This window comes from Microbacterium sufflavum (assembly GCF_023101165.1).
GTDB lineage: Bacteria > Actinomycetota > Actinomycetes > Actinomycetales > Microbacteriaceae > Microbacterium > Microbacterium sufflavum.
This window is the reverse complement of the sequence record NZ_CP078076.1, coordinates 1,974,235-1,989,595: the sequence shown is the minus strand read 5'-3', so window position 1 is coordinate 1,989,595 and position 15,361 is coordinate 1,974,235. Positions and strand designations below refer to the sequence as shown.

Genomic DNA, 15,361 nt, shown 5'->3' with positions numbered 1-15,361 from the left:
CTTTGGAGTGAGGCCCACCAATGAGCAACTTCGCTTTCAACAATCCTGCGTTCCAGCAGCAGGACCCGCGCAACGTCGCGACGTATCCCGGCGCTCCGCAGGCTGCTCAGGGTGCGCAGAACGCCTCGTTCACGCACGCCTCCGTCGACGCCGCCACCAACGCGCAGCTCGAGGGCATGTACGCGGCGCCGCCCGCCGGCGCCATCGAGACCGACCGCATGTCGGTCGAGGACACGGTGTGGAAGACCGCCGGACTGTTCGCGATCCTCCTCGTCACCGCCGCGGTCGGCTGGGTGTGGACCCTCGGCGGCATCTCGGCCCCGCGCTTCGACCCGTACGGCGGCAACACCGTCAACATGCTGCCGTGGATCATCGGTGCGCTCGGCGGCTTCGTGCTCGCGATGGTCATCACCTTCACCTCGCGCAAGACGGTCCGCCCCGCGCTGATCTTCGCCTACGCGGCGTTCGAGGGCCTGTTCATCGGCGGCATCTCCGCGTTCTTCGAGGTCCGCTGGCCGGGCATCGTGTTGCAGGCGACGCTCGCCACGATCGCTGTGGTCGGCGTCACCCTGGCACTGTTCGCGAGCGGCAAGATCCGTGCCTCCAAGAAGGCCACCAAGATCTTCCTCGTAGCCATGATCGGCTATCTGGTCTTCTCGCTGCTGAACCTCGTGCTGATGTGGACGAACGTCCTGCCCGCTGAGCAAGCCTTCGGTCTGTACAGCGCGAAGATCATGGGTATCCCGCTCGGTCTGATCATCGGCGTGCTCGTGGTCATCATGGCCGCGTACTCGCTGGTGCTCGACTTCGACCAGATCCAGCAGGGTGTGCGCAACGGCGCTCCCCGCAAGTACGGCTGGCTCGGCGCCTTCGGCATCATGGTCACCGTCGTCTGGCTGTACGTGGAGATCCTGCGGATCATCGCGATCGCCCGCGGCAACAACTGACGCCCGTCGCGACAGAGGCCCGTCTCCCCTCGGGGAGGCGGGCCTCTTGCCATATCCGGGGAGTGCGGCGCAAGGGGTTGGCACGCGGCTGCCGATCGCGGCACTGTGGATATCACGAAGCCCCGGCACCCCGGGGCTCCCGACATCAAGGAGCTGACCATGAGCTTTCTCGGCTTTCTTCTCCTCGGCCTCATCGCCGGAGCCATCGCCAAGCTGATCCTGCCCGGTAAGCAGGGAGGCGGGTGGTTCGTCACGCTGCTGCTCGGCGTCGTCGGCGCCCTGCTCGGAGGATGGCTCGGCAGCCTGATCCTCAACCGTCCTCTCACGGAGTTCTGGGACCTCGGAACCTGGCTCCTCGCCATCGGCGGCTCGATCATCGTGCTGCTGATCTACGGCCTCATCGTCGGCCGTGGCCAGAAGGTCAACGACTGACGCGCGACCCCACTCGACGCGCCCCCGCGTCATCACGCCCGTCCCTCACGGCTGCGACAGCATCCGTGAGGGGCGGGTCTTTTCGTATCCCCCCGGACCCGTCCTCGCGGGGATGGCCCGGCCCTACGGCGGGCTCAGCTCACCGCCCCGCGGGCCTTGCGCTCCAGCAGCGCACGCTCGCGGTCGTTGCCCGCGATGCCCGCGGCGACCGCGAACTCGCTGCGGGCCTCGTCTTCCCGCCCGAGACGCCGCAGCAGCTCGCCACGCGTCGCCGGGAGCAGGTGATAGCCGCGCAGCGCGCCCGACGCCGCGAGCTGGTCGACGATGCGCAGCGCCGACGCGGGGCCCGTGGCCATCGCCACCGCCGCGGCGCGGTTCAGCTCCACGACCGGGGACGGGGCCAGGCGACCGAGCGCCTCGTACAGCAGCACGATCCGATCCCAGTCGGTGTCGTCGACCGAGGCCGCGATGGCATGGCACTCCGCGATCGCCGCCTGCAGGCCGTACACCCCGCGACCGCGTCCCAGCCCGTCCGCCGTCGCCAGCGCGGCGCGACCCCGGATGATGCGACTGCGATCCCAGCGGCCACGATCCTGATCCGCGAGCAGCACCGGCTCGCCGTTCGCGTCGCGGCGGGCCGGGAACCGGGCGGCGGTGAGCTCCATCAGCGCGAGCAGACCGTGCACCTCCGGCTCGCGCGGCATCAGCGCCGCCAGCACGCGCACGAGACGGATCGCCTCCTCGCTCAGCTCCGGACGCATCCACTCCGGGCCGCTGCTCGCCGCGTGCGCCTCGTTGAACACCAGGTACAGCACGCCCAGGACCGCCCCGAGCCGCTGCGCATGCTCGTCGCGCGGCGGCACCTCGAACGGCGCATGGGCCGCCGCGAGCGTCTTCTTGGCCCGCACGATGCGCTGCTGCACGGTCGCGGTCGGCACCAGGAACGCCCGGGCGATCTCCTCGCTCGACAACCCGCCGACCACGCGGAGGGTCAGCGCGACCTGCGCCTCCCTCGACAGCACGGGGTGGCACGCGATGAAGATGAGCCGCAGCACGTCGTCGTCGACCTCATCGGGGTCCCACGGATCCCGCAACTCGGCCTGCTCGCGCTCCAGGTCGTGCGCGATCAGGGCCAGACGGTCGTCCAGCCGCTCCCGACGCCGCCACGCGTCCACCGCCTTGCGCTTGGCGACCGCGGTGAGCCACGCGGCCGCATTGCGCGGCACCCCGTCGACCGGCCACTGGCGCAGTGCGTCGACCAGCGCCTCCTGCGCCAGATCCTCGGCGAGCCCGAAGTCGCCGACCATGCGGGTGAGCGTGCCCACGATGCGTGCGGACTCGATGCGCCACACCGCGGCGACGGCCCGCTCCGCCGACCCCTCTGCGGGGGCGGAGCGCGCCGTCACGTCGTGCGCGTCCATCGGTCGGCGGTCACTGCTGCTCGGCGCGGCGGGCCTGCTCCTCGCGCCAGCCCGCCTCCTTCTCGATCCACTCGTTGTCGGCGGGGAAGTCCTCCGGGCCGGTCACGCGGCGCACCTCGAGGTACGACCCGGGTCCGAGCGGCGCACGGCTCGCCCACTCCGCAGCCTCCTCGCGCGACGACACCTCCAGGATCCAGAAGCCGTTGAACAGCTCCTTCGTCTCCCCGTAGGGGCCATCGGTGATCAGCGGCTTGTCGGCGCTGAAGTCCACCACGAAGCCCTCCGCGGCGTCCGTCAGGCCCTCGCCGGCGACCAGCACGCCCGCCTTCATCATCGACTCGTTGTATCGGCCCATGGCCTCGATGACCTGCTCGAAGGGCATCTCCTGGTACGCCGCCACCGCGTCGTCGGTCGCGCGCATGATGAGCATGAACTTCATGATGTTCTCCTTGTCGGATGGGGCCGTCTCTCGACCCTCTCACTGAAGACGTCGAACGGGAACGGCCCGGATCGACATCGACGGAGAACTTTTCCTCCGACGTCCGCGCCGCCGCGGATCAGGCGCGTCGAGAGGGGCGGGCGGAGACCTCGGCGACCACGCCCGTGAGGGCGGCGAGGGAGCGCTCGGGGCTCCAGGCCGCCGCGACCGACGGCGCCTCGGCGCGCAGCACGGCCAGACGATCGGCGTCGGTCAGCAGATCGCGGAGCGCGGTCGCCAGTGCGACCTCGTCGCCCGCGGGCACCAGCACGCCGCCACCCGCCCCCAGCACATCGCGGATGCCGTAGCGGACGTCGTAGGACACGACCGGTGTGCCGTGCAGCAGCGCCTCCACGACCCCGAGCGGCTGCCCCTCGAACGCGGTCGACGTGAGCAGCAGCGACGCCCGGTCGAGCACCGTGGCCGGGTCGTCGGCATACCCGGCGAGCATCACGCGGTCGCCCGCGTCGAGCTGGGCGATCAGCGCCGCCAGCTGCTCCTGCTCCGGCCCCGTGCCCCAGATCTCCAGTCGCGTGCCGGCGACGTCGGCGGCGAGGAACGCACGGATCGCGTGGTCGATGCGCTTGCCGGGCGCGAGACGTCCCAGCACCACCACGAGACCGTCTTCGCGCAGGTCGGCGCGGGCCGTGACCGGCGCGATCGGGTTGGGCACCACGACGTGATTCGCGGACGCCCCGAAACGCGCGACCACGTCGTCACGCTGCGTCGCGGTCGGCCAGACCACCGCGTCGAAGCGGTCGGCCAGGCGGAACCACCGTGTCCACAGCGTGTTCATGGTCGCGTCCGGCGTGTACGGCGCCTCCACGTGCATCGTGTGGATCGTGTGGACGATGCGCACGCGCGGGTCGTCCCAGTCGGCGATGAGCTCGCCCAGCTGCCGCGACTCGCAGATCACGACGACGCGACGGTCGCCCGAGGCGGCCACGACGTGGTCGAGCCACGCCCGGTACAGGCCGCGGAAGCCGTGCAGGGCGCCGGCCACTGCTCCCGCGGCGTCGTACACCAGCACCGGCTCGTCGGTCAGGTGCCAGTCCGGGTTGCCCGGGATCACCGGGAGCGCGGCGAACGGGCGGCCCTCGACGTCGCGCAGCACCCGGTACTCGACGTCGGGGTCGGCGACGACGGCGGCATCGGCGGTCTCCCGCAGCCACGCGGCCGCCCCGCCCTCCGGTGCGACGGCCTCATCGAAGAGGTTGCGCATGCGCCCCGGGTCGGACAGCGCTCCGCGCTCCGTGAACACCCGTCGATGCTCCGCGTGGTCGGCGGCGGTACCCGGATCGAACGTCAGCAGTTCCGGTCCGGCGCCGTCGCCGACGCCCGCCGCGGCCAGCATCCGGGCGCGGGCGAGGGTCGCGATCGTGTATCCGCCGTCGAGCCCCGGGATGAGGCGGCTGGACAGCACCAGGTAGTCCGCGTCCGGAAGCACGGGTGGGGACTCCTCGGTCATTGTCTCGCACCTCCTCGGCGGACGCGGGAGCCGATCACTCGGCCCCCGTCACTCCCACTCGATCGTCCCCGGGGGCTTCGACGTGACATCGAGCACGACCCGGTTCACGTCGCGCACCCCGTTCGTGATGCGGTTCGAGATCTTCGACAGCACGTCGTACGGCAGGCGCGTCCAGTCGGCGGTCATGGCGTCTTCGCTCGACACCGGACGCAGCACGATCGGGTGGCCGTACGTGCGGCCGTCGCCCTGCACGCCCACCGAGCGCACGTCGGCCAGCAGCACCACGGGGCACTGCCAGATCTCCTGGTCGAGACCCGCCTTCGTCAGCTCTTCGCGGGCGATGGCGTCGGCCTCACGCAGAATCTCGAGACGGTCAGCGGTGACCTCACCGATGATCCGGATGCCGAGGCCGGGCCCCGGAAACGGCTGCCGTCCGACGATCGCCTCGGGGATGCCCAGCTCACGGCCGATCGCACGCACCTCGTCTTTGAACAGGGCCCGCAGCGGCTCGATCAGCTCGAAGTCGAGGTCGTCGGGCAGACCACCCACGTTGTGATGCGACTTGATGTTCGCGGTGCCCGCGCCTCCGCCGGACTCCACCACGTCGGGGTAGAGCGTGCCCTGCACGAGGAACTTCACCGGGGCGCCGCCGTCGGCCTTGGCCTCCTCGACCAGGTCGAGCTGCACCTTCTCGAACGCGCGGATGAACTCGCGGCCGATGATCTTGCGCTTCTCCTCCGGGTCGGTCACACCCTTCAGGTGTCCGAGGAAGGTCTCGGCCGCGTCGACCGTGATGAGCCGCACGCCGGTCGACTCGACGTAGTCCTTCTCGACCTGCTCGCGCTCGCCCTTGCGGAGCAGCCCGTGGTCGACGAACACCGCCGTGAGCTGGTCGCCGATGGCCTTGTGGACGAGGGCGGTCGAGACCGCGGAGTCGACACCGCCGGACAGCGCCGAGATGACGCGGGCGTCGCCGACCTGCTCGCGGATGCGCTCGACCTGCTCGGCGATCACGTTGTCGGGGTTCCAGTCGGACGCGAGGCCCGCGCCCTTGTGGAGGAAGTTCTCCAGCACGCGCTGGCCGTGGTCGGAGTGCTTGACCTCGGGGTGCCACTGCACGCCGTAGAAGCGGCGCTCCTCGTTCGCGAACGCCGCGACCTTGGTCGCCTCGGTCGTGGCGAGGACCTCGAAACCCTCCGGCGCCTTCGCGACCTGGTCGCCGTGACTCATCCACACGTTCTGCTCCGCGGGCTGCCCGCCCAGCAGGACGCCGCCGTCGCCGGAGATCACGGCATCGGTGGCGCCGTACTCGCGCAGCCCGGTGTTCGCGACCTCGCCGCCGAGGGTCTGCGCCATGTACTGGAAGCCGTAGCAGATGCCCAGCGTGGGCACGTCGAGGTCGAACACGGCGGGGTCGAGCTTCGGCGCCCCCTCCTCGTACACCGACGACGGGCCGCCGGACAGGATGATCGCCACGGGGTTCTTGGCGGCGATCTCCGCGGCCGTGGCCGTGTGCGGCACGATCTCGCTGTAGACGCCGGCCTCCCGCACACGACGGGCGATCAGCTGCGCGTACTGCGCGCCGAAGTCGACGACGAGCGCGGGGCGCTGCTGGGTCTCGGACTGTTCGGTCAACGGACACCTTCCGGGGCGGTCGCGGAGGCCTCCTCGGCCTCCCGGGTGGCGAGATAGGACTTCACTTCACGGGCGACGATGGCCTCCATGAAGAACGACAGCAGCGGCACGACACCGCCGAGGGCGAGCAGGATGAACCGCGGGAACGGCCAGCGCATCAGGCTCCACATGCGGAAGCATGCGAACAGGTAGACCACGTAGAACCAGCCGTGGGCCACCAGGATGAACAGCGACAGGTTGAAGCCGTCGCCCAGCGACGTCATCTCGCAGGAGTTCGTCATCGGGGCGAACAGCGACCACCACTGGCAGTCGGGGCCCGCGATCACGCCCGCGAACCAGAGCGGTCCGCCGGAGCCTCCCGCGAAGAGCTCGAGGTGGATCGGCGTGTACTTGAGCACCATCTCGGTCAACAGCAGGAGCAACATGACTCCCGTGATGATCGACGCGATCTGGTAGAACTTCAGCGCACCGCGGATCGCCGGAAAGCTGGCGACTTTCGGTTCGGGCATGGGTCCAGTCTAGTCGGGGTCGCCCTGTGTCGAATCCGGCCGCCGAAGCATCGTCGGGATCAGCTCACGCGCTAACGAGTCCTCCCCTCACGGCTGAGTTCATCAGCGAACGCACGTGTGATCGCCTCCTCGTCGGGGAGCGCCTTCTGCGCGTCTTCCGTCAGCTCGTATCGGCTGACCGCCACCGGCTGGCTCGTCGACGCCAGCGCGTATCGGACGACTGTGTCGTCGGTGCCCGCGACAAGGAGGATCCCGACAATGGGCTGGCCCCATCAGGAGCGTCCCGTTCAAGGCCAACAAGTTCGGCCACTGGGACTCCGTGCCCGCGAAATCACCAGACAACTCGATGCGAAAGCCCGGATCCTCAGCTGAGGAGTCCGCGACCGTCAGCCGTCCGAGGAGGCTCTCCCCCGGGAAGACAGTGACAGGTGGCTCGTCGATAGTCACCGGGTCGGGCCTCGTAGATCTCACCTCGGCGAGGAAGGACGTCAGCTGGGCACCTTGCCACGGGCTGAACAGCGAATGGATCGTCAACGTCGTCCCGTGCTGATCGCCCGCCCCTGCTTGGCGCTCGTGTGGTTGTACAGAGATCTCACGGGTCTGCTCGATGCTGGCGGTACTCTCTTCGATCGCGCGCCAATTAATCCGTGCCGTGAATCCTGTCTCCGCCTCTCCTCTGTCGTACACATCGAGAGCAGGCATCGATTCCAGAGCCATCGCCTCACCGAGCTTGTGCGCTGAAAGCCGCCCGATGCCCTTCGCGCCGGTGTAGCGCCGCCGCAACATCGGGCTGCGCCGTTGGCCCCCCTCCTTGCTGCGACCAGCGATCCGCAGGAACTTGTCGGTGAAGTCCGCCAGGGTCATACCATGACCGTCATCGGACACGATGATCGTCCCGTGCTGTGTCAGAGCCTCCCCATGCAGCACAACCCGCGTGGCATCCGCATCGTATGCGTTCTTCACCAACTCCACGACGGCAGTGCTGTCACGACCAACCAGCAAAGAACCGAGCTCCCGGAGAAGATGCGTGTCAACGGAGAACGCCAGGCTCTTCTCAGCATCATCCGCATGATGATCGACCTCGTTCTCCATGCCCTGAATCCTAGAGGATCTTCCGCCCCTACCCCGGTTGCTTCGCGCTTCCGCATATCGTGCCAAGCCGCCACTAGGCGCCTCCGAAATCTGCTCACAGGCCACGATTCCTCAGTTCCAACCACCTTGTCTTCAGCAACCCGACCTTGCGCTGTCGTGTGTCCCGATGATCGGCCCGACCCATCCGATCTGCCTGCGCCTGATCCGAATCCGCGCGGTCGAGGGCTGCGGCGAAGTTGCTCGGCGCCGCGGCCTCCCGCTCGGCTCTAACCGTGAAAGGCAGATTTTCCGGCATACCAGTCGCGGAGGTCCTGATCGTCGAGCGTGGTCATGAGGTCGGTCACCTGACCCCGCGACAGTTGGTCAACGGGTCGTTGACCAATCTGCTCCGCTCCCGGCCACGCCTCAGCGAAACGAAAGCACTTAGAAGAGGTTCGCTCGCGAGAATCACCTCATCGCCGGAAACTCAACACGCAAAGGGCCGTGGCGATCGCCACGGCCCTTTGCGTGCGCAGACGAAGAATCCGCCCGTGTCATCCGCTCCTGGCTCAGAACCAGCCGGAGATGAGGTCCCACAGCCAGTCGATGATCGCGCCGACGATGCCGCCCGCACGGTTCACCGTGACGGTCGCGGTCGCCGCGTCACCGTCGGCCTGAGCCGCCGAGACCGTGTACTTGCCCGGCTGTGCGCTCTTCGGCACGGTCACCTGCGTGGTGAACGTCCCGTCCGCACCGACCTGCACCGTGCCGACCTGCACCGCCGCGCCCTTCTTGGGCTGCAGCGCGATCGTCACCGTCTCGCCCGGCACATACCCCTCGCCCGTGACCGTGAGCTTCTTGCCCGCGGCCACCTTGGAGGAGCCGAGCTCGATCGTGCCGGCGAACTCCTCCTGGCCGGCGATCGTGAGGGGCACCTGCACCGTCGTGCCCGTCGCGGGGACGTTCACCGTCAGCACCTGGTCGCCGAACACCCCGGACGGCACCGCGAACGTGAGCGCCGCACGGCCGCCCTCGTCCGTGGTGTCGACCACGGCCGGGTCGACCGTGCCCGAGGCGAGCGCCGTGTCGCCGAGCGACAGCGTCACCTCGCCCGGTGCGGCCTCTCCCCCGCTGAACGCGAGCGACGAGAGCGACACCGTCACCTGGTCGCCGGCGCTGTACCCGTCGGCATCGGCCGGGCTGAGGGTCACGCCGACCGCGCGCTGGGCGAGATCGGGCGTCGCGGTCTTGTTCGCGTCGAACCAGTCCACCATCGACTGCAGGTCGATCTTGCCGGTGTCGCGCTTGCCCGCGCCCTCCTTGAAGGTGGCGAAGTTGTCGCCACCCGCCGCGAGGAACGAGTTCGCCGCCACCGTGTACTGCGCGTCCGGGTCGACCGGGGCGCCGTTCAGCGTGATCGACGTGATGCGCGAGCCCTGCGCCGCGGTCGGGTCGTACGTGTAGACGAGACCCTTCGAGACGCCGAGCTTGAGGAACGGACGTGCCGACCCCGCCGGCTGCCACTGCTCCTCGAGCACGCCCTTGAGCTGCGTGCCGGTGAGGGTCAGGGTGACCAGCGTGTTGGCGAAGGGCTGGACCGTGGCCGCCTCGCGGTAGGTGACGTTGCCGTTCGGATCGCTCGCGGACGACGACGCGTACGTGAGGTTCGCGCGGATGCCTCCCGGGTTCATGAGCGCCAGGTCGGCGCCCGTGGACCACTGCTGCACGTCGGCCACGAAGTTGCCGATCGTGGACTCGCCGCCGCGGTTCTCCGAGCCGTTCGTCTGCCGCGCCCGGTTGAAGTCGGCAGTGATGTCGCCCACCTTCACGGCGCCCAGCACGTCGGCCTCGGCCTTGGCGGCGTCGACGATCGCCTGCACCTCCGGCACCGCCGGGTACAGCGGCTTGCCGGCGGCCGTGAGCGGCTTGATCTCGTTGGTGATCGAGAGCAGCTCCTTCGTGGTCGGGTCGACCTGCAGGTTCATCAGCCCGAGGTTCTCGCCGTACTGCCCGGCGGAGACCACGGGGCGACCGTCGATCACGTGGTTGTACGCGAGGTGCGTGTGCGCCGACACGATCGCGTCCACGTCGTCGTCCACCCCGTAGACGATCTCACCCAGCGGGGAGTCCTCCGTGATGGCCGACAGCGCGGTGCTCTCGGCCCCCTCGTGCACGAGCAGGATCACGACATCCGCCTCGCCGTTGGACGCGTCACCGTCGCGCAGGTCGTCGGCCACCGCGTTGACGGAGTCGACGATGCTGCGCACCTCGAGATCGGCGATGCCCTCCGGGGACACCAGCGAGTCGAGGTCTTCCGTGACGGCGCCGACGAACCCGACGCGCACGCCGTCGACCTCCTTCACCCAGGCCGGGGCGAGCGCGGGCTCACCGGTCTCGGTGACGAACACGTTCGACGAGATGTACTCCCAGTCCGCACGGTCCTGCACGCGATCGCGCAGGTCCTCCCAGCCCTGGTCGAACTCGTGGTTGCCCGCGGCGCTCACATCGAGGCCCGCCGCGTTGAGCGCGTCGATCGTGGGGTTGTCGTCGTTGATGAAGGAGGTGAACGTCGACGCGCCGATCAGGTCGCCGGCTCCCGCGAAGATCAGGTTCGGGTTCGCGTCACGGAACTGCTGCACCGCACCGGCGAGCACCGCGGCACCGGCCGCGGCCCCGTCGGCCTCGATGCGGCCGTGGAAGTCGTTCACCGTGACCACGTCGATGCTCACCGGCGGGATCTCCGCGGAGACGCCGACGATGATCGGGTCGTGGTCGCTGGAGCGGTACGGGGTGCCCTCCTCGGTGGCGCCGAACGCGTAGCCGCGGTCGCTCCACTCCGGCGAGTTGATGCCCCAGACGCCCGCGCCGGTGATCGACGAGACGAGCGACGGCGACGCGATCACGTGGTCGAGCGAGCCGAGCTCGCCGTCGAACGTGTACGTGTACTGCCCGTCGGTCTTGTCGGCGACCAGGTCGCTCCACCCCTGCGAGGCGAAGACGTCGATCGGGTCTTCCTTGCCGTAGGCGTTGAAGTCGCCGATCAGGAGCATGTCGCTGCTGCCGGTCGTCTCTTCCAGCTCCGCCGTGAAGGCGAGGATCGCGTTCGCCTGCGCCACGCGGTCGGCGTTGAAGAAGCCCTGGCCGTCGGCCGGCTCCGCCCCCGCACCCTCGGGCGGCGACTTCGACTTCAGGTGGTTCGCGACCACGGTGACCACGCGGCCGTCGATGTCGAACGCCTGTGCGATCGGCTCGCGCGCGTTGCCCCACACCGACTCGTCGGTCGTCGTGAGACTGTCACCGACCCGCTTCACGGCGTCCTTCTTGTAGATGATCGCGTTGGTGATGTAGTCGGTCGTCGCCGCATCGTTCAGCGCCTCGGGCGTGGGCACGTAGCCCCACACGTCGCTGCCGGCGTCGGCGTTCAGGCCGGCGACCAGATCCTTCAGCGCCGTGTCGACCGGCTTGCCGAGCTTGACCGAGTTCTCGATCTCCATGAGCGAGACGATCTCGGCGTCGAGGCCGTTGATCGCCGCGACGATCTTGGACTTCTGGATCGCGAACTGCGCGGCGTTCGCGGCGCCCCGCGCGTTGGAGTTCTCGCTCTTCAGCGTCGTGAAGTAGTTGTAGACGTTGAACGACGCCACCTGCACGTCGCCGCCCACCTCGGGCGCCTCCGTCGGACGCGGGTTCGTCGCCGCGAAGCCGACCTTCAGCTCGGCGGGCGAGGAGTCGTCGATCGGCACGACCGGCTGCAGACGCCAGTCATCGAAGCCCCACTGCAGCACGTAGCCGTTGTCACCGAAGTCGACCGTGTCGCCGTTGCGGACGACCTGGTCCTTCGTGAAGTAGGGCTGCTGACCCGGGTGGCCGCTGTTGGTCACCTGGATCGACCAGCCGTCGTCGAGCAGGATGCGGTTGGCGCGGTTGGCCGCGGCGATCGCGGCGGCGTCGGCACCGGGACGCGTGGTCTCGGTGCTCTTCACGGCCAGGGCATCTCCTGCGTTCAGCCACAGCGTGCCGTAGTTGTACAGCTGGTGGCTCGACGCCAGGCGGTAGGTGCCCTCGGGCGCGACGAGCATGTTCTCGTACTGCTCCCGGTCGGCGCCCTGCACCGTGGCGGGCAGCGGAGTGACCGCGGGCACGCCGACGCCCGGCGTGACCACCGTCACGTCCGCCGCGGCGGCCGGGTTCACCTGCGTCTGGCCGTAGTACTCGCTCACGGTGCCGGTGACCGAGACCAGGTCGCCGATCGCGAGCGTGGGGGCCAGCGCGTTCAGGAAGACGAAGACGCCGTCGGAGGCGCCGGGGGTCGCGTCGGTCGCGCCGCCCGAGCCCTGGGTCTGGATGACGATGCCCTTGTAGCCGCCCGTGCGGTAGTCGGCGGTGACGACGCCCTCGACCTGCACGCGCGTGCCGTTCAGCGGCGAGACGTCGGTGGTGCCCTGCACCTCGGCGATGGTCGCCTTCTGCGGCTCCGTGCCGGGGTCGGTGCCCGGGTCGGTGCCGGGGTCGGTGCCACCGGAGTTCTGCGGGGTGATGGTGGCGGACAGCGAGAAGTCGACGCTGTTGTCGTCGGTGTCCGCGCCGTTCGTGCGGTTCAGCGACCGCACATCGGTGTTGCCCGACGGCGCCGTGGCCGCCTTCGTCTCGAACGTGTTGGAGGTGCCGTAGCCGAGCAGGTCGACGACGCCGTCGGCTCCCGCCGTGGACCCGGGGGCGAGCGTGATCGCCGTGGTGCCCTCGACCAGGGCGATGGTGCCGTTCGTGCCGCTCGGGGTGAGGCCGGTGACCGCGTCGGGCGTGGGCAGCGCGGCGCCGTTCGTGCCGTTGCTGTTGCCCTGCACCAGGAAGTAGCCGCCGGCGGGGATGCTGCCGGTGAGCGGCGCGATCCCGGTGAACGCCGCCGAGCCGGTCGCCGAGCGGTACTGCAGGGACATGCCGTCGAGCGACACCGCCTCGGACGTGGGGTTGTACAGCTCCACGAACTTGTTCGTGTACGCCGCACCGGCACTGCCTCCGGAGAGATACGCCTCATTGATCACCACCCCGGTCCCGGTCGGATCGGCGACGGCGGGCGTCGCGACCAGCGAGCCGAGGCCCAGGGTGGCGACGCAGGTCACGGCGAGAGCGCCGATGCGCCCCCTGGTTCTGCGGTGCGAGACGGGGGTCATGGACTCCCCGTGCTCTGAAGCGGACATCATCGGTGCTGTCTCCTCGATCGTGTATCGACCCTGCTCAGGACGCTGTCACCGCACGCATCGGGAACTCCCAGCGTGCGCACATGGAGCGAGCATACGAAGCGGGTCGGACATCCTCAACGGAGTTTTCACGATGGTCACCGACTGCTCACCGAAGGGCCGCGCGCACCCCTGACGAAGGTTCACATCGGGGCACGGCCGCGCGCAGAAGCGCACCGGAGGTCGCGCGGATGCGCACGCCGTTCAGACGCTCTCGGCCGCCGCCGCGTCCTCGAACTCCTCGACCTCGCGCTCCCACGCGTCCTTCGCCAGGCGGTACCAGAGGTAGAACGCGAAGCCCGCGAAGATCGCCCACTCCACCGCGTAGAACACGTTGAGCCAGTTCACCGGCGACTGCTCATCGGGTGCCGGCGAGGAGATGTCCTCGAGGCCCGCCGTCGCGGTGGTCGAGGCGAGGTACGGGCGGTACACGTCGAGCTGCTCCGTGTCGTGCCAGCGGCTGAGCAGCGCGGCGGGCGACATGCGGTCGAGACGCTCCGGGTCGCTGCGCGGCGGCACCGACGGCCCCTCGTCCGAGATGATGCGCCCCGCGACCTCGACCGGGCGACCGTCGGCCTCCGCGGCCAGGCGCTCCACCGCGGCATCGGCGGCCGCGCGGTCGGGAGCCCAGCCGATCGCCACGGCGATCGACACACGCTCGTCCACCCGCAGCTGTCCGGTGACCCAGAACCCCTCGACGCCGTCGTTGAAGCGGCTCGACACCACCAGGAAGTCGTCCGGGATCCACGTCCCGCTCGTCTCGACCCGCTGCCCCACGAGGGGTTCGGCGAGGTACTGCCCCGGCTCGACCACGTCGGACAGCGGCCGCACCTGCTCGGTCACGCCGGGCGGCGGCGGGTCGGTCTCGATCGCGCGCTCCAGCTGCCACTGCCCGAGCCACGCGAACACCCCGGCGACCACGAGGCACAGCAGCAGCATGCCGATCCAGCGTCCGCGCAGCATGACCTCACGGAGGGTCGGCGGGAACGGGGCGGGGGCGGTCACGGTGCAGCGGCGGCGGCTCAGGCCTCGTACGGGGCGAGCACGACCTCGACCCGCTGGAACTCCTTGAGGTCGGAGTATCCGGTGGTCGCCATCGACTTGCGCAGCGCGCCGATGAGGTTCGCGGTGCCGTCGGCCACGGGCGCAGGGCCGTACAGGATCTCCTCGAGCGTGCCGATGCCGCCCACCTCGACCCGGCGGCCGCGCGGGAGCTTGGGGTGGTGCGCCTCGGGGCCCCAGTGGAAACCCTGCCCCGGCGCGTCGGTCGCGCGGGCGAGGGCCACGCCGAGCATGACCGCGTCGGCGCCCATCGCGAGAGCCTTCACGATGTCGCCCGAGGTGCCGACGCCGCCGTCGGCGATCACGTGCACGTAGCGCCCGCCCGACTCGTCGAGGTAGTCGCGGCGCGCAGCGGCGACGTCGGAGACAGCGGTGGCCATCGGGGCGTGGATGCCGAGGGTGGCGCGCGTGGTGGACGCCGCTCCCCCGCCGAAGCCGACCAGCACGCCGGCCGCGCCCGTGCGCATCAGGTGCAGCGCCGCGGTGTAGGTGGCCGCGCCGCCCACGATGACCGGGACGTCCAGGTCGTAGATGAACTTCTTGAGGTTGAGCGGCTCGGCCACGCTCGACACGTGCTCCGCCGAGACGGTGGTGCCGCGGATGACGAACAGGTCGACACCCGCCGCGGCCACGGTGTCGTAGAACTCCTGGGTGCGCTGCGGCGTGAGGGAACCGGCGACGGTGACACCGGCCTCGCGGATCTCGGCCAGGCGCCGCGTGATGAGCTCGGGCTTGATCGGCTCGGCGTACAGCTCCTGCATGCGCACGGTCGCCCGGTCGTCGGCGAGACCCGCGATCTCCGCGAGCAGCGGCTCCGGGTCCTCGTACCGGGTCCACAGACCCTCGAGGTCGAGCACGCCCAGGCCGCCCAGCTGGCCGAGCATGATGGCCGTGCGCGGGCTCACGACGGAGTCCATCGGCGCGCCGAGCACCGGGATCTCGAAGCCGAAGGCGTCGATCGTCCAGGCGGTCGACACGTCCTCCGGGTTGCGCGTGCGCCGCGAGGGCACCACCGCGATGTCGTCGAACGTGTACGCGCGACGGGCGCGCTTTCCTCGGCCGAGCTCGATCTCCATGGTCACCCGTCCAGCCTACCGGGCA

Annotated in this window: 11 protein-coding genes; 2 read left to right on the top strand and 9 right to left on the bottom strand. The window is 69.8% G+C overall.

All coding sequences use genetic code 11. The annotated features are described in order from the left end of the window. Positions 1-20: 20 nt before the first annotated feature. Together KV394_RS09785 and KV394_RS09780 are read left to right on the top strand one after the other, a co-directional pair. Positions 21-947 carry a Bax inhibitor-1/YccA family protein gene (locus KV394_RS09785; protein WP_136033551.1) on the top strand — a complete coding sequence of 309 codons (927 nt, stop codon included), beginning with the start codon at positions 21-23 and terminating at the stop codon, positions 945-947. Between the two features lie 159 nt (positions 948-1,106). Continuing rightward, positions 1,107-1,379, top strand: coding sequence for a GlsB/YeaQ/YmgE family stress response membrane protein (locus KV394_RS09780; protein ID WP_136033553.1), 273 nt, complete (start codon positions 1,107-1,109; stop codon positions 1,377-1,379). A gap of 134 nt (positions 1,380-1,513) precedes the next feature. On the opposite strand, the gene KV394_RS09775 is transcribed toward KV394_RS09780, so the two are convergent. The 9 genes from KV394_RS09775 to KV394_RS09730 all read right to left on the bottom strand — a co-directional run bounded on the left by KV394_RS09775 (position 1,514) and on the right by KV394_RS09730 (position 15,336). Then, positions 1,514-2,800, bottom strand: a complete 1,287-nt coding sequence (locus tag KV394_RS09775; protein ID WP_247981338.1) for an RNA polymerase sigma factor — start codon at positions 2,798-2,800, stop codon at positions 1,514-1,516. A 10-nt stretch (positions 2,801-2,810) separates the two neighbouring features. Continuing rightward, positions 2,811-3,239: a YciI family protein gene (locus tag KV394_RS09770; RefSeq protein WP_136046019.1), complete on the bottom strand. Its 429-nt coding sequence runs from the start codon at positions 3,237-3,239 to the stop codon at positions 2,811-2,813. A gap of 118 nt (positions 3,240-3,357) precedes the next feature. After that, complete coding sequence (locus KV394_RS09765; RefSeq protein WP_247981337.1) at positions 3,358-4,746, bottom strand: glycosyltransferase; 1,389 nt, start codon at positions 4,744-4,746, stop codon at positions 3,358-3,360. Between the two features lie 48 nt (positions 4,747-4,794). After that, positions 4,795-6,381 (bottom strand): glutamine-hydrolyzing GMP synthase, encoded by a 1,587-nt coding sequence (guaA, locus tag KV394_RS09760; RefSeq protein ID WP_136033560.1) that lies wholly within the window; start codon positions 6,379-6,381, stop codon positions 4,795-4,797. Further along, positions 6,378-6,890, bottom strand: a complete 513-nt coding sequence (locus KV394_RS09755) for a DUF3817 domain-containing protein (RefSeq protein ID WP_136033563.1) — start codon at positions 6,888-6,890, stop codon at positions 6,378-6,380. Before KV394_RS09755 ends, guaA begins: the two co-directional genes overlap by 4 nt. A 102-nt stretch (positions 6,891-6,992) precedes the next feature. Beyond that, complete coding sequence (locus tag KV394_RS17435; protein WP_407665435.1) at positions 6,993-7,982, bottom strand: ATP-binding protein; 990 nt, start codon at positions 7,980-7,982, stop codon at positions 6,993-6,995. A 548-nt stretch (positions 7,983-8,530) separates the two neighbouring features. Next, entirely contained in the window at positions 8,531-13,162 is a 4,632-nt protein-coding gene (locus tag KV394_RS09740; RefSeq protein ID WP_247981336.1) for an ExeM/NucH family extracellular endonuclease, read from the bottom strand. 240 nt (positions 13,163-13,402) lie between these two features. Then, a complete protein-coding gene (locus KV394_RS09735; protein WP_136036415.1) occupies positions 13,403-14,161 on the bottom strand; it encodes an SURF1 family protein in 759 nt (252 codons plus the stop codon). Positions 14,162-14,220: 59 nt separating this feature from the next. Further along, a complete protein-coding gene (locus KV394_RS09730) occupies positions 14,221-15,336 on the bottom strand; it encodes a GuaB3 family IMP dehydrogenase-related protein (protein ID WP_136033579.1) in 1,116 nt (371 codons plus the stop codon). Positions 15,337-15,361: the final 25 nt, after the last annotated feature.